Raw genomic sequence first — 15,650 nt, forward strand, 5'->3', positions numbered from 1 at the left:
GCAGGTGCTAGATGCTGCAAGCAGAACAATTGTTACAAAATCGTTACCAACTCCAATGCCTACTTGGTAACAATGGAATTCGCCAAACTTGGTTAGCATTGGATTTACAAGCTGCTGATGTACAAAAGAAGCAAGTTGTGGTTAAAATTCTTGCTTTTGGCGGTGCTGTACAGTGGGACGACCTCAAACTCTTTGAACGAGAAGCACAAATTCTCCAACAACTCAATCATCCCCGCATTCCCAAGTATGTTGATTACTTTTGTATTGATGACCAGGCACTCTGGTTTGGCTTAGTGCAAGAATATATACCTGGTGAGTCTCTCAAGGAATTGCTAGTTCTTGGTAAAAGGTTTACACAAAAGCAAGCGCGGAAAATCGCTGTTGAAGTTTTAAATATTCTCACGGTTTTACATGAGTTAAATCCAGTGGTACTGCATCGGGATATCAAGCCGAGCAATTTAATTTGGGGTGAAGACGATCAGATTTATTTAGTTGATTTTGGCGCAGTTCAAGATAAAGCCGCAAAGGAGGGAGCTTCCTTCACTGTGGTAGGAACTTATGGTTATGCGCCAATGGAACAATTTGGCGGTAGGGCAGTTGCTGCATCGGATCTCTACGCATTGGGAGCCAGTTTGATTCATCTGTTAACTGGTACTTCGCCCTCTGATTTGCCTCAGCGCGATTTGCGAATTCAGTTTACTGACCGAGTCAACCTCAGTCCGAGTTTTGTCTCCTGGTTGGAAAAAATGACGGAACCAGCACCAGAGCAACGCTTTGCCACAGCTCAGGAAGCACTCATTGCTCTCAAGTCTGGTCTGACTACCAAAAAGCAAGAGTCACAACTACCAGAAGTCATTAATAATTCTGGCTGCGGTATAAATAATATGACAGAACAAATTCCCGATGAAATTAAAGGGTGGAATTGGGGAGCATTTCTGTTACCTTGGTTGTGGTTATGGACTAATCAAGTATGGGTTGGCTTGTTCTGTTTTACACCGCAAGTGGGTTGGATAGCCACCATTGCACTTGGTGCTAAAGGCAATGAATGGGCTTGGAAAAGCAGACGCTGGCGCAGCATTCAACACTTTAAAGAACACCAAAGAGGTTGGGCGATCGCCGGGCTTCTCGTAGGCGCACCCGTCAGCATTATTTTGTGGCTCACCGCTCTTGGTTTGCTCAACCGTGCATTTGGTTGAAAATCCCAACTGTGTAGAGACGTAGTATACTACGTCTCTACATTGATTAATCCTTGACAGCAATTCCTACAGGACAAGCAACGTTGGTTCCCCCTAACCCACAATAGCCATTGGGGTTTTTCGCCAGATACTGCTGATGGTAATCTTCTGCATAGTAAAACTCAGGAGCATCCAGAATTTCAGTGGTAATCTCCCCATAACCTGAGGCGGTTAAGGCTTGCTGATAAGCGTCCCGCGATGCTTCTGCTTGCTTCTTTTGTTCTTCTGAATATACGTAAATTCCTGAACGGTACTGGGTACCCACGTCGTTACCCTGACGCATTCCTTGGGTGGGATTGTGGTTTTCCCAAAAGACTTTGAGTAATTCAGAATAACTGATCACGTTCGGGTCAAAGACGACTAGCACCACTTCATTATGACCTGTGCGTCCGCTACACACTTCTTTATAGGTGGGGTTGGGCGTTATTCCAGCCGCGTAACCCACTGCTGTGCTGAAAACTCCCTCAAGTTCCCAGAATTTGCGTTCTGCACCCCAAAAGCACCCCATGCCAAAAACTGCCACTTCCATACCTCCTGGATATGGGGGCTTGAGTGAATTACCGTTGACATAGTGACGCTTAGGTACTGGCATTTCTTCTGCCCGTCCTGGTAAAGCTTCCTCAGGAGTGGGTAGGGTTAGTTTTTTACCAAATCCGAATAGTACCATTGATTTTTACTTTGATTTCTCATAAATACGTTTACCTTACTTAACATTGTAAATATTTTGGAATCTATTTGTCCTATATTGTCAACTTCCAGCACGGAAAATCTCTTCAGCCATCAGTTTTAACTCCAGGAGGATTTTCACTCACAGGCAAGGAGCGTGCAAGTATCGGTTAACTGAGATCAAGCCTCGAGTTGCAACAGTGAGTCGCCAGAGCCTCCAAACCCTCGTTACCTCTTTCAACCTGGTAACGAGATATTAGAGCCTCTGGCTCTTGTTGGGTGGAAGATCTGAGTTAATGAACTAATGTTCATCTGTGTCCATCTGTGTCCATCTGTGGTTCTAAACATCTATTCATCATGCTTCTACAAGAATTTACTCACAATAATTCAATTTTTGACTACCCAATTGCAGATTGCCGTTATAAAGGAAGACAAAGGGGGATCATCCTAAACCCCAGCAGGCTCAGAAACAACCGCTACACACGCATGTACTAATGGTAACAGCCGACCAAGTTGCTCTTGCCCATTGACAGCTAAATCGCTGTGACACAGATAGACTTTCTCAGACACGCGAGCTAGCAAATCTGCCAGAATTCTTCGTAGTCGTTGTTCTTCTGCCAATTGTTCATCTTCTACTGTCCAAGGTGCGCCCAGTCTTTCTTGAAGAAAGAATGGCGCACCGAACAAAGTTGCTGCACCGCCTTTTGCCCACAAAGGCGAACCAGCATCCAGCCAGAAATGCCAACGGTGCGATCGCCTGCTTGAGCGGTACTGGAAGATAGTAGCCAATGTGACAGCGTTTGCTTGAGGTCCTAAAGGACGAACAGGGTATGGGTTGGCAGTAATGGTGCCACGCCGCAGGAGTTGTATGAACTCGGCAATTGTTTCATGTGATGACTTAGAAACATTTCCTCTCTGGGCGTCTGAGTGTTCCCGCGTCGCCGTGTCCGTATATGTGTGGGTTTGCCGCAATCTTGTATCAATTTGCCAGTAGTGTTGGGCAGTTTCCAGTAATTCTCGCAGTGCTGCCAATTGGTCATAAGCGAGATTGCTTCCATTCCACAAAAAGCGCTGAATTGCCCTGTCTAAAAGAGAAATCGGACTGGGTATCAAACGCATCTCCTGCTGCGCTCTCTGCTCCTCTAACCACTGCAAAATCTCACTATAAGCCGTAGTAGCTGCATAGCCAAGTCTATCCCAACGGTCAAACGCTGTTACGGGCAGCAAATTGGGTTTATCTGGATGCGGTACAAAGCAGTAATCTGCTATCAATCCCGCCCTGACGGGGTCAATGTGTGGGAATGAGGGGGATGAGGAGGATGAGGAGGATGGGGGAGATGAGGAGGATGGGGGAGATGAGGGAGATGAAGGAGAAATTTCTCCCGCTACTCCAGAAACTCTCCGACTCAACACAACCAACATCTGGGCCACAGCATCTCGATCCACTAAGCGTCCCAAGCCGGGATAAACGAACGCAAGGACGGTGAGCAATCCTCTGATGATGGGCGAACTTATCAGGGGGCGTTGGTCGTTGACAGGCTGTACTGGGATATTTTGCTTGGTGAGGATTTCTGTGAGGGTGTAACGGGCGATCGCATCCAAGCCTGGTGCAATGATCGCCACTTCGTTCGGCTGTACACGCCCAAGTTTTACAGCTTTAACAATCACCTCAGCCGTTTGCCGTAATAATTGGGCGCGGGAGGTCGTTTGAATTGACTGCACTGCCTGTGGTAAGCTTAAGCCGAATGCCTGTTCTGTGATGAGCTCCAGCATCGGTGTCGTTAAGCTATCTGCCAGGCATGAAAACGGAGGTTGAGTTAAAGTTTCTTGCTGACAACCTGTTGATAGTCCTTCCAAGTAGTTGGGGTCGGCTCCCAGTCCCAAACGTACCACACTATCGGGATTGTAGCTAAACGCCCCCACTGCACCCCCCTTTAGGAGCAACTCAAACAGATGACGCGATAGGGCGGGGTAATCTTGCACGTCATCAGCCAAGAGTGCCTGATAGCGTTTTGTCAGCTGTTGCTGGTAAATCGGGTTTGGCAGGAGGTATTTGCCGTAAAGTTCGGTGATAATTCCATATGTCAAGAATCCCCTCTCCAGACACCAGTTACGCCAATTGAGTAGCAAAGATGCTATAAATTCGGGTTCTAGGTTTATGCCATTGTCCTGCTGTGCTATTGCACTTACCAAAACATTGTCAATTCTTTCACAAGCTGTGCCACTGTAAGCCGCTAATTGCAGTAAATCCAAGATGCGGCGTACCAATCGGTACTCATTCTCTCCGGAAGTTCTGAGTACCGGAAGGCGCTGCTGTGCGTCTACAGACGTTTCTCCAGCGCGACGCAAAGCCATCTCGTCCAATTGGGAACGCCAAAGCTTGGTTGCTAGTTCCTGTTCAGTTTCTGGACGCAGTCGTACTGGAAATTGCGCCTTCAACTTCAACGACTCAATCAGCAAAGGCCAAAATAAAATAACTTCATCCTGAATAAAACCTAAAGGTGTCTTGCAACGTACTGGATATTTTCCCTCAGTTGCCGTGACAATTCTATCCGCCAAATCTCGGCGATTTTCGTCATTAGCAGCCAAAGCTAAGACCCCTGGTTCTGTTTGATGAAGATACAAGCGTTTTAGTATAATCTCGCTATTTTTTTGTCCTCGGTTTTTCGTATAATATGATTCTTTACTGCCAGTTTCACTGAATACCCAATTACAAAACTGCTTCACCAAGCGAGCAGTCTTACCGCTGCGGCTAGGTCCTGTTATCCAGAGGGAATCAGAATTCACAAATTATCTCCTTGGAGATTTGTTAATATACTTCGTACGTTAACTTATGTTTAAGACTCTTAAAACAATGCTGGATTATTGCCTACAATGATTAGTTCTGTTTTTCGTCAAAAAATATACCCCTTTTTAGTAAGAACTTACCAGTGGTACTTACGCACATCAGAGCGTTCTCTAGACCAAGCTTACAGAGAGGCATTGCAGATTAAGGCGATAGAAGACGAACATTTTAATGGTAATAAAATAGACTTTGACTCAACTAGGTATAGCCGCAGTGTTATGGATTATTTTGAGTCAGACGTTAAAAAACACTTGAAAATTATCCGAATGCGGCTAACAGAGTTTAAGGCAAGTCGTTTGTTTCTGAACGATAAGAATGAAAAAGCCGCAAGGGAATTTGGTATAGAGTATCCGCACCTTTCCTTGATTCTAGAAAAGCTCAAATTCATTGATGAAGTCACAGCAAAATATAAATTTGACGAAATCTATACCAATGATTCAAAAGTTGCAAACAATAGCTTAACGGTAGTAGAACCCTCAAAAAATCAATTAAAACAACCAAATTTATCAATTCCGAAATTAAATAATCAATCAGTTACAAGTAAAACAAATACAACAGGAGTCCTACCGCGTTCGATTTTCAATACCTTTAGTCGTCTGCAAATTGAGTTAGATCCCAAGGCGGAACAAGATGTTGTTAAAAATTTCCGTAGTACACAAAGAAGAACAATAATATCTGTCAGATTTCTTCTTCTGCTCATCATAGTTCCTATCCTGACTCATCAATTATCAAAAGCCTTGGTCGTTGGACCAATTGTTGACCGCTTTTTTAATAGGAATTCGGAAGAAACTGCCATCTTCCTCAATTATGAAATGGAAGAGGAAGCACTACAAGAACTAGAAAGATTTGAAGAAAGAGTAAAGTTTAATAACTTACTTGGTACTAGCGAATTACTATCTCCTGAGCAGCTAGAACATGAGATCAAAACAAAGGCTCATGAGATTGCTGAAGAGTTTCGTGGCGCAAGTTCTAATGCTATTAAAAACGTTTTTGCAGATATATTATCGATTGTGACTTTCACCTGGCTTTTGCTCGTTAGCAAACGAGAAATAGCCGTACTCAAAGACTTCTTCGACCATGTCGTCTATGGTTTGAGTGATAGTGCCAAGGCATTTATTATCATTTTGTTCACGGATATTTTTGTCGGTTTCCACTCTCCTCATGGTTGGGAAGTCATTCTAGATGGCATTTCGCGCCATTGGGGATTACCAGCAAATCATGATTTCATTTTCTTATTTATCGCCACATTCCCGGTGATTTTAGATACGATATTCAAATACTGGATATTCCGGTACTTAAATCGCATATCGCCTTCTGCTGTTGCTACATATCACAACATGAATGAGTGATGAAATGGGTTAGTGGTTAGTCGTTCGGGGTAGGATGTAGGCAATTTTCATCACACCCCACACTTAACAAATAATCAGCATTAGCCAGCCACTAACTCGCAATGTATGAAAAAGACACTTGCAGCCATCTTTATTAGCCTTCCTATAGTTCCTGCAATTGTGTTATTACCTATGCAACCTTTGGGGCATTTAGCACTGAGTAGGTTGGAGTGTAGGGTGACAAAATGGGAATTACCAGTATCCTCTCAAACACAATTACAGGATGCCGCAGTTCAACAGCAAGCAGCGCAACCTCCACTGCTACCTATCCAGAAGTCACCGTTTCCTTGTTGCAAGGGCGATAGTTCTTGTCTAGATAACCAGTTATGGGGCGAAAACAGTCAAGCACCAGATAAAAAGGCTTTGTTGACAGCTGTAGATAGAAGTTTGCAATATCTGTTTTCTACCAATGCAGCTACGGCGTATCAACGGTATCAGGTGGCGGATATTACAAACGTTCATGTGATCAAAAGTTTGCAAAGATTCCGGGAACTGGTACTTAAGTCTAAATCAGCCGCCGAACTTAATGCAGCGATCGCAAAGGAATTTGTCTTTTATCAGTCGGTGGGGAGAGACAAGAAAGGTTCAGTGTTGTTTACCGCGTATTATGAACCAGTTTATGCTGCAAGTCGCGTTCCCACCGCAGAATATCGCTATCCTGTTTATCGCTTACCACCTGACATTGACTCATGGCAAAAACCTCATCCTACACGCTTGGAACTAGAAGGAGCTGATGGTTTGCAAGTATCAAAAGGTCGGTTGCGGGGATTAGAGTTGTTTTGGTTTCGCGATCGCCTCGAACCATACCAAGCACAAATTCAAGGTTCGGCTAAACTTCAGCTTCCTGATGGAACTCAAACAACAATCGGTTATGCCGGTAACACTGCTTACAACTATAAGAGTATTGGGCGAGAACTCGCGAACGATGGTAAGTTACAGCTTGAGGGTCTGACTATGCCAAAGATCCTCGACTATTTTCAGAAGTATCCACAAGAGTTAAATGTCTATATTCCTCGCGATCCCAGCTTTGTGTTTTTTCAAGAAAACCACGGTGCGCCGGCTCAAGGTTCGATTAGAGTACAGCTGACACCAGAACGCTCAATAGCAACAGATAAATCCCTTATGCCCCCTGGTGCTTTGGCGTTGATTCGCGCTCCCTTTCCCTTTGTCAATAATCTTACCGGAAAGATGGAGCATCGTATTGTAAGTAGATATGTTCTTGACCAAGATACCGGAGGCGCAATTAAAGGTGCGGGGAGAGTGGATTATTTTCTAGGTTCTGGTAAGGTGGCGGGCGATCGCTCTGGCGTGACCGTTAGTTATGGGCAGTTATATTATTTATTACTTAAGTCTAATAAATAGTATTTACTAAGAGGATGTTTTAAAAGTGATTAGTTATGTATCAAAAACTTTTCGATCCCCCTAAATCCCCCGTCAGAAGGAGGACTTTGAGATTATTTTCCCCCTTTTTAAGGGGAGCCAGCCTTGTTTTGGGGGTTCGGTGAGGACAGTTGCAAGGAGGGTTTCCCTCTGGGGCAAACTGTCCGTCCCGCCCCTGCGGACTGGTGTGGGCTAGGGGGGATCTCGATACAACTCGGTACTTTACAAACATCGTCTAAAAATGAGGAATGAGGAATGAGGAAGAAGAATTTCATCCTTGTTAAGGACAGGCGTCTTGCCTATCCCGTAAGATCATTGGAAACGACAAAAGTCTGTACAAGGAGACTTTGTTTGTTTAGCCATGACTTTAGTCATTGTTCGTCTTGACATATCACACTTATAATAAAGGGGCAACCATATTTATATGGTTATTTTAAATTCATTATTTAAACTTATGTTCATATTATTAATTGATAATTCCAATAAAAGTTGATAGTGTGAACAGGGTATTTTTAATGAATTGTGACGTCTTTGACATATTTATGATATAATAGCTAATCCTAGCTATTGTTATAATTCTCAGATCTAGACAATATGTAAGCTTGTGAAAATTAAATAACGCCAAAATGATATAATATCAAGCTTGCTTAAAATTTGAGTGTAAATAACTTTAGTTCCAGTTTGGAACTACAAAAATTTATCTGGCGTCATACGTACCTAGTGTTACTGATCCAACTAAATGGGGATCATCTTTGCCAAACAGCAAAATGGTACCAAAGCGAGTGTACGTTTCCCAGCATTGGGCATTTTACGAATTCTTGTATGTAAATCTGAAATACTCTCCTTTGAGTTTGTATGTAAGTATATTCCTACCGAGGTGAGATACAATACTTTGTTTCTCACAATATATTAATTGGTTAATCATGGGGTTTTAAAGTGTTCAGGATATTAGTTGATGCTGACTTAGTATTAGAGGCTTTAATGAATCGTAACGGGTGTGTCGCAGAAGTCAGTGAATTATTGGATAGAGTGCATCCGTTGATTCAAATGTATGTTACAGATATTGGTTGGCAAAAAATATATACATATGCAAGCCGTTTGCGAAATACAAAGATTGCTGAAATAGTCGTAAATTGGTTGCAAGATAAAATCCAAATTTGTACTGTAGATCAGACTATTCTTCAGCAAGCACGCTCTTCACCTATTAAAGATTTTGAATCTGCTGTAGAGCTAGTTTGTGCTAGTGATCAAAAACTAGATGCAATTGTCACTCACAACTATGATGATTTTGCCGAAGTTCCAAACAAGTTTTGGGTTTGGTCAGTCGCAGAATTGTGGGTGCGTGCCAATCTAGAAAACCAACTGCGTACAACTAGGTCTATTTCATAGCAATTCAAAATTCCAAATCAATAAAACCAGTATTGACAAGTATGCCATTTGGTAGCTGTATGCACATTAAAAGAGCGACAGCTTATAACCAACGTAACGCACGCAAGCACGAAAAAACCCTAAGGAATTCCTCAAAAATAGGGGCAGCAAACCTTTCATTATTTTTTCTCCTAGAGACTTTAAATTCAGGCTTGCTACACAATTGACCGCATCATCCTAGCGTACGCTGACATCCATACTGTAGTTCAAAGCACCATTGCCACTGTTTTGCTGGGTGACATTGGTGCCAGGACCACTTAGTTCTACGCTGACGGAAGATGATGGAGGATTATAACGGGCTGAAATTTCAACCTTTTGTTCTCCAACCGAAAGATAACGTGATAAATCAATATTGACGTTTTTGTCGTTGCTGATTTGTTTAACAACTTTACCATTGACAGTAATTTCACCTGTCATTTGAGCACCTGATGTATTAATGCTCAAGATATGGGGTTTACTGAGATTAGCCGCACTTAGAGTGAGTGAGCTTTTTTGATATCCGAAGGAATCACCGGAACTAGAGTGCTGGCTAGAAAATGTCCTGGATCTGTTCATATCACTACTGCTACCTGATGAAATAACAACGGAAGAATCTTGGATGTTTTCGTCTTCATCGTCGTCTGTTGGAACAACAAAAGAATCTTCGCTGCTTTCGTCGTCGTCACTGCTATCTGTTTGAACAACAACAGACGAAGTACTCTGGTTGCTGTGGCTGTTGTGGCTGCTACCACGATCTGTCTGAACAACAACTGAGGAAGTACTTTGGTTGCTGTGGCTGTTACCATTGTCTGTCTGAACAACAACAGAGGAAGTACTCTGATTGCTACGGACAAAAGTTTGTGCTACAGCTGTGCTTACAGTTACAAGAACTAGGCAACCTGCAAGAATCACTAATTTACTCATGATCATATAACCAGATTTAGGAAACAGCAGGTACCAGGGCAAACCAACTTATTTGTTTGTTAAATTTCCTGTACCTGCTGAATACTGAAAAAAGAAATTAGGCGAGAAGAAAAATTTTAGTTGGTGCTGTAAACTCAACAAAAAAAATTCGCCAAAGAAAAGTTGTCCCTAGCAATGAAGCCGAAGTTCCCGCCTGCTAGGGACTTCGGATAGCTGAAATTAGTGGTGAGCAGTCTGTTTGACTATGTTATCTACTACCTAGGTGCTCTTGGTGATTTAACGTGTACGGGAACGTTGACATCAACTTCAATGTTTTTTACAGGGTCATAACCTGTGCGGTTACCACCTTGAATGCTTTGGTTGACAGTGCGACGTTGTTCGCAGCGACCATTATTCACACAAACTTGGGTTGCTGTGCTAGTAGCACTGTTACCGCTACAATTTGGACTAAATTGGCGATTGACTCTTGTAGATTGCTGTGCTTCTCTGGAAATCGATATTTGTGTTCCAGCACTAACACCTACACATCCTGCTGATGCAGAAGGGGTTAAGGAAGGAATAAACAAGGGAGATACAGCTGTCAAAGAGAACAAGCCGAGAGAAAGTAATTTGGATTTCATGTATGCATCCTTAGAATTATTGACAAGTTGTTGTAGTTGTCGAACTGTAAGTACTATTTCCGCTATTAGAGCCACTGCGTACAGTGCTGTTTCGGACTACTCTTCTGCCGTTACAAAGGTTCTGTGTTGTGCGAGGATATCTCAAACTCCGGAGACGCTGCTCAAGATTGTATTGTCGAGTCTGTCTTCTAGAACTGGGGTACCGCGAAGGATAAGTGGTTCTGTAAGTCGGACTTCTCCTGATTGTGATACCACCGTCGTCATCGATTGTTACCCTACTGGTACTACCTTCGACATCAATGTCACCTGCGGTAGCAATTCCAACAGGTAATGCAATCAGCGCAGAGAGTATTACTAGTAATGAAATTGTTTGTCTGGCAGGCATGGCTTAATTCCTCTCTTCTTAAAAAACAACCGACTTTTACATAGCAAGCTAGGAAATCGGTAAAACCTCTGTCAACTCCTCACCAATAACACACCATCGCACTGCGAACAAACACTGGCAATTTTCTACAAGCGGGTGAGTCATTAGGCGTTGTGTCAATAGATTTAGCAACGCCTAATGGCTAATTAGCCGGAAGCCTCATGTATCTCGGAAGTTGAACTCATCAGAAGTTTAGCAGATGCGTAACCCAGCACTAACAGTAGATTGAAACAGCAAAAACACAGACTGGTAGTTGAGGCTTAACGGCGGAAAGAACGCACTTTATATTGTCTATTTTGTTGCCGCTGCTCGCTGTTTTGAGAAGCGTATTGGTCAACAGTACTGTTATCGATAGCGGCACCATTTTGGTCTATGCGCTGATTAGCATTTTGTCTTCCAGCATTTGGGTAACCGGCTCTTTGCTGGATGCTTCTTTGATCAGCCTTTTGATTCACTCGGCTATTTTCTCCGCTAACAGCAGCATTTTGATTAATCTCTTGCCGAGTAACGGCTTCGCCTGCGAAAGCTGCAGTTGGCATGACCATCACAGCAGCGGCTAGGAGAGCCAGGCTATAGGTTTTCTTCACCATACTATTTTTGTCTCAAATTATAATTGGATTGTTGCAAACAGATCTGGCGTTGCTTGAATAGCGAAAGAATTAGCTTTTACCAAAGATTTAGCAACGCCTTTGCACGACATCAATGACTAGCGAGCGTTTTGGCGCTGGCGGTTGTTAGTGCGGCTGTCTTGGTCAGTGTAAGAACCATCAGTAGCGGCACCATTTTGAACGGTGGTTTGCTTAGCATCTTGAGCTTGGTTAGTTCTGCCAGTGGGAACATAACCGCGACCATGACCGTACTTGTAGACAGGGCGAGCGCTTCTTGCGTTTTGCACTTGGCTGCTGTTGGTTTTGGAGGTTTGAACTGTAGTACTACCGTTGGTAGCAGCACCGTTTTGCTCAGTGTATTGGTCAACACTCTGTGACTGACCTGCGAATGCAGCGGTAGGAGCAATCATCAAACCAGCAGCCAGCAAACCGAAAGCGATAGACTTGTTAAACATTTTGATGTGACCTTGTGAGTTGTGTGTGTGTTGTGATTATGTGTTGTAGTCAGGGAAGGGCGTTGCGCTTTTACCAGTCAAGTGTGCAACGCCTTTGCACGAAATCAAAGACTAGCGAGCGTTTTGGCGCTGGCGGTTGTTGGTGCGGCTGTCTTGGTTAGTGTAAGAACCATCAGTAGCGGCACCATTTTGAGCGGTGGTTTGCTTAGCATCTTGAGCTTGGTTAGTTCTGCCAGTGCGAACATAACCGCGACCGTGGTTGTAGACAGGGCGAGCGCTTCTTGCATTTTGCACTTGGCTGCTGTTGGTTTTGGAAGTTTGAACTGTAGTACTACCGTTGACAGCAGCACCATTTTGCTCAGTGTATTGGTCAACACTCTGTGACTGACCTGCGAATGCAGCGGTAGGAGCAATCATCAAACCAGCAGCCAGCAAACCGAAAGCGATAGATTTGTTCAACATAATTTTTTTGACCTTGTTAGTTGTGTGTGTGTTGTGAAAGTTATATGTTGTAAGAACATAAGGGCGTTGCGCTTCTTGCTTTGATTGTGCAACGCCTTTGCACGAAATCAATGATTAACGATAGTAGCGACGGACGCCATTACGACCACGAGCATCTTGGCGCTGGTTGTTGTTGGTTTCGCTGTATTGGTCAGTGCTAGAACCATCAACAGCCGCACCATTTTGAACGGTGGTTTGGCGAGCATCTTGACCTTGGCGAACATTGCCAGAGCGATCGTAGCTGCGACCGTAGCCAGAGCGAGAGTTTCTCTGATTTTGCACTTGGTTGCTGTTGGTTGTGGAGGTTTGAACCGTAGAACTACCGTTGGTAGCAGCACCATTTTGCTCAGTGTACTGGTCAACGCTCTGGGATTGTTGCGCAAATGCAGCGGTAGGAGCAATCATCAAACCAGCAGCGAGTAAACCAAAAGCAATAGACTTGTTCAACATTTTGATGTGACCTTGTTAGTTGTGTGTGAGTTGTTGTAGTTGTTTGTTGTTTTTCTAAGAGTGAACACCCTTGTTTCCGTAGGTAAGTATTTAGATGTTTCTTTACCTCTAGGAGTTCCTTCGGGTGTTTCTCTTTTTGTTTTCCTATTGAGAGCTACATAATCGAATCGCATCATTTCGGATTTCTCTTTTGAGACTTTTGAAAAATTCGCGAATCGCCCTTCTTCTGCCCTCAGTTCACCTTTCCCCCCCCCTCCCAGAGATTACTAGAGATAGAGGTGAACTCTATACTTAATTGTTTTAACCAAAGAAACTGGGTGCGTCAAGAGCTAACCTGAAATTTTTAGACAAAATTTTTTGGGCACAATTTTTTTTTGGTGCTAGAATCTACGGCTAAAGGTTAGATATATACGCTGTAACTGTGAAACAGAAGGCAAAACCACGGATCGCTTTTCTACGTGAAAAAGCAGGGCTAACCCAGCTCGAGCTTTCACGCCTCGTAGGCGTGACCGAAAGTACCATTCAGAACTGGGAAAGCGGAAGGACTGGAACAGAACACATTGAGAGAATCATCAGGTTTTGCAAAGCTCTGAATTGCGAAGTACAAGATTTGATTGATTACGTAAGCGATTCACCTGATGAGCCTGCTGCAAAACTTAGCTCCCTGAGCGAGATCCATCATCTATTGGGGACTGACGAACCTTCCCTAACTCCTAGCCCTAATTCTGAAGTTGCTCAAAAGCAGCAAGTGAGTCATTAGTCAGGAGTCAACACTCAAGAGTCATCAGTTATTATTTGTCTCCCCCCCACTGCCCCCACTCCCCATCTCTCCCACCCCCCCCAACACCAGAGCGAACCCCTAGCTCCCTAGCTTGCCGCCATAAAGTATCTACACTCACAAATTGATAGCCTTGTTGTATGAGTTGAGGAATGAGGATTCCTGTTGTTGCGGCAATATCTTGTCCGCCGCAAGCACCGTCATGCAACACAATCAGTGAGCCATTACAGACCTGGTGGAGAATTCGCTGCACCACTGTGGCGGCTCCCGGTCTCACCCAATCCTCCGGTACAACACTCCACATAACGGGTCGATAATTCCAGTCCTTCAATAGTTTTAATGTTGTGGGTGTAAACAAACCGTTGGGAGGACGAACATCACGTACTTTTTCGGGTGCAAGATCACAGGCATTGTAGATAGCAGTTTGGGTTTTTTCTAAGCTGTGCTTGAGTTCCATCGGGGACAGCATGGGAAAATTTTGATGGTCATACCCATGCAACCCAATCCAATGCCCGCGATCGCACACCTCTTTAGCTAGACCTGGTGAACGGTTGACGCAAGCACCTAACCAGAAGAAACTAGCTGTGATGTTGTAACGGTCTAAAACTTTCAAGAGTTGCGGCGTGTATTGAGGATGGGGACCATCATCAAACGTCAATGCGATCATTTTGGAATTTGCATCACCACACCAAAGGCAGTTAGGAAACGTTGGTTTGAGGATGCGGTAGAAAATTGGAAATAGGGGAGCCAGTTGCATTTAGAGCCTACTTGCTGTTTTTAGTTTTATGTACTTGCACTGAAATCAAAGCTGAGTCATCTGTTGCCTATTTTTCAACTTCATCATAAAATTTCCGTGAAAAATATTAGCCATCCGCTTAAAGATGCAGGAACTTTCAGGAATTTTATTGTAAATATTTATGAATATTCTATTTTTCAAATTCCCATTGTTCTGCGGCTTGTAGGGCTACCTTGATAGCATTGTCAATCGCAACGTCTTTCTGTTCTAAAATCACTTCTTCACCAACTGTACGTTGAGCCACGACACCACATACGCAGCCTGCTCTAAAACCATACACGCCTGCCATTTTTAACAAAGTGCCACACTCCATTTCGTAGTTCAGCACGTTCAAAGAGCGATATTCTTCTGTTATACCGCGTAGAGAGCGCAACAAGTGTCGGTTCACAGACTGGGTTCGCTCTTGTCCCTCATAGAATGTATCGACTGACGCAGTAATACCCATATAATGTTTCACCTTCAATTCCCGTGCAGCCTTTACCAAGGCTACCGTCACAAACGGATCGGCTGCTGCGGGATACTCTACAGGTGCAATATCGTTAGCGGCTCCTTGCCGACACAAGGCAGCATTCGTAATTACGATGCTACCCACCGGCACGTGTTCTTGAATAGAGCCGCAAGTGCCGACGCGAATAATCAGCTCAATGCCAACTTGTATCAACTCATTAACAACAATACTTGTGGATGGCGCTCCCATACCACTCGTCGCGGATAACAGCGTTTTCCCGTTGGGCAAAATGCCCAGATAACTGTTCAACCCGCGATTTTCAGACAAAAGACGTACAGAGTGTAAATAGGAGTGGGCAATGAGCCGCGCCCGTTCCGGATCACCGGATAATAAGGCAATGGTTGGCGATCGCTCTCCAAGGTCATCTCTTCCGAACCCGATATGGTACAACTTGGCATGAGTCATTCTTACTGATTCCTCAGTACTGAATTTCAAGTAAATCCCCACATAAAAATTTTGGGAATTGAACTAAGAGCCTTGCAAAAGTAACTAGAACACTTTTGAGAGGCTAGCGTTGCTCACAGCCTATTCCAGATTAAATTTGTACTACTTATTTTTGCATAATGCCTAATACGTTTTTTAGAAGTGAGAATGCCATTAGGAAATAAAATACAAATAGACCAGTCCGGAAATTAAGGTGCAGCCCCTATTGGACAAGCATTCTA

The 15,650-nt window shown here is 43.8% G+C and carries 16 protein-coding genes; 5 read left to right on the forward strand and 11 right to left on the reverse strand.

From position 1 onward, the window contains the following. The first annotated feature begins 11 nt into the window (after positions 1 to 11). Positions 12 to 1,196, forward strand: a complete 1,185-nt coding sequence (locus AACT52_RS01435; protein WP_073629092.1) for a serine/threonine protein kinase — start codon at positions 12 to 14, stop codon at positions 1,194 to 1,196. A gap of 46 nt (positions 1,197 to 1,242) precedes the next feature. On the opposite strand, the gene msrA is transcribed toward AACT52_RS01435, so the two are convergent. Together msrA and AACT52_RS01445 are read right to left on the reverse strand one after the other, a co-directional pair. Continuing rightward, on the reverse strand, positions 1,243 to 1,902 hold the full coding sequence (gene msrA / locus AACT52_RS01440; RefSeq protein WP_073629094.1) for a peptide-methionine (S)-S-oxide reductase MsrA: 660 nt from the start codon (positions 1,900 to 1,902) through the stop codon (positions 1,243 to 1,245). Between the two features lie 446 nt (positions 1,903 to 2,348). Continuing rightward, positions 2,349 to 4,688 (reverse strand): hypothetical protein, encoded by a 2,340-nt coding sequence (locus AACT52_RS01445; protein WP_073629096.1) that lies wholly within the window; start codon positions 4,686 to 4,688, stop codon positions 2,349 to 2,351. 87 nt (positions 4,689 to 4,775) lie between these two features. Between AACT52_RS01445 and AACT52_RS01450 the strand changes: the two genes are divergently transcribed. The 3 genes from AACT52_RS01450 to AACT52_RS01460 all read left to right on the forward strand — a co-directional run bounded on the left by AACT52_RS01450 (position 4,776) and on the right by AACT52_RS01460 (position 8,903). Continuing rightward, entirely contained in the window at positions 4,776 to 6,095 is a 1,320-nt protein-coding gene (locus tag AACT52_RS01450; protein WP_073629098.1) for a proton extrusion protein PcxA, read from the forward strand. A gap of 105 nt (positions 6,096 to 6,200) precedes the next feature. Beyond that, a complete protein-coding gene (gene mltA / locus AACT52_RS01455; protein ID WP_096549305.1) occupies positions 6,201 to 7,496 on the forward strand; it encodes a murein transglycosylase A in 1,296 nt (431 codons plus the stop codon). 954 nt (positions 7,497 to 8,450) lie between these two features. Next, positions 8,451 to 8,903, forward strand: a complete 453-nt coding sequence (locus tag AACT52_RS01460; RefSeq protein ID WP_073629100.1) for a PIN domain-containing protein — start codon at positions 8,451 to 8,453, stop codon at positions 8,901 to 8,903. 216 nt (positions 8,904 to 9,119) lie between these two features. Here the strand turns inward: AACT52_RS01460 and AACT52_RS01465 are convergent, their stop codons facing one another. From AACT52_RS01465 to AACT52_RS01495, 7 genes are all read right to left on the reverse strand, one after another. Next, complete coding sequence (locus AACT52_RS01465; protein WP_198940860.1) at positions 9,120 to 9,845, reverse strand: hypothetical protein; 726 nt, start codon at positions 9,843 to 9,845, stop codon at positions 9,120 to 9,122. A 254-nt stretch (positions 9,846 to 10,099) separates the two neighbouring features. Further along, a complete protein-coding gene (locus AACT52_RS01470; protein ID WP_073629102.1) occupies positions 10,100 to 10,465 on the reverse strand; it encodes a hypothetical protein in 366 nt (121 codons plus the stop codon). Positions 10,466 to 10,481: 16 nt separating this feature from the next. After that, positions 10,482 to 10,850 (reverse strand): hypothetical protein, encoded by a 369-nt coding sequence (locus AACT52_RS01475; RefSeq protein WP_073629104.1) that lies wholly within the window; start codon positions 10,848 to 10,850, stop codon positions 10,482 to 10,484. A 299-nt stretch (positions 10,851 to 11,149) separates the two neighbouring features. Further along, positions 11,150 to 11,479, reverse strand: a complete 330-nt coding sequence (locus AACT52_RS01480; protein ID WP_073629106.1) for a hypothetical protein — start codon at positions 11,477 to 11,479, stop codon at positions 11,150 to 11,152. Positions 11,480 to 11,595: 116 nt separating this feature from the next. Beyond that, entirely contained in the window at positions 11,596 to 11,952 is a 357-nt protein-coding gene (locus AACT52_RS01485; RefSeq protein WP_073629108.1) for a hypothetical protein, read from the reverse strand. A gap of 111 nt (positions 11,953 to 12,063) precedes the next feature. Then, on the reverse strand, positions 12,064 to 12,414 hold the full coding sequence (locus AACT52_RS01490; RefSeq protein WP_073629110.1) for a hypothetical protein: 351 nt from the start codon (positions 12,412 to 12,414) through the stop codon (positions 12,064 to 12,066). 114 nt (positions 12,415 to 12,528) lie between these two features. Then, on the reverse strand, positions 12,529 to 12,903 hold the full coding sequence (locus AACT52_RS01495) for a hypothetical protein (RefSeq protein WP_073629112.1): 375 nt from the start codon (positions 12,901 to 12,903) through the stop codon (positions 12,529 to 12,531). A gap of 421 nt (positions 12,904 to 13,324) precedes the next feature. Between AACT52_RS01495 and AACT52_RS01500 the strand changes: the two genes are divergently transcribed. Continuing rightward, positions 13,325 to 13,663, forward strand: coding sequence for a helix-turn-helix transcriptional regulator (locus tag AACT52_RS01500; protein ID WP_073629114.1), 339 nt, complete (start codon positions 13,325 to 13,327; stop codon positions 13,661 to 13,663). Between the two features lie 31 nt (positions 13,664 to 13,694). On the opposite strand, the gene AACT52_RS01505 is transcribed toward AACT52_RS01500, so the two are convergent. Next, positions 13,695 to 14,438 (reverse strand): polysaccharide deacetylase family protein, encoded by a 744-nt coding sequence (locus AACT52_RS01505; RefSeq protein WP_233153842.1) that lies wholly within the window; start codon positions 14,436 to 14,438, stop codon positions 13,695 to 13,697. Positions 14,439 to 14,607: 169 nt separating this feature from the next. Then, entirely contained in the window at positions 14,608 to 15,390 is a 783-nt protein-coding gene (locus AACT52_RS01510; RefSeq protein ID WP_073629116.1) for a nucleoside phosphorylase, read from the reverse strand. Between the last annotated feature and the right edge of the window lie 260 nt (positions 15,391 to 15,650).

It is taken from the genome of Scytonema sp. HK-05 (assembly GCF_963872035.1).
GTDB lineage: Bacteria > Cyanobacteriota > Cyanobacteriia > Cyanobacteriales > Nostocaceae > Kalymmatonema.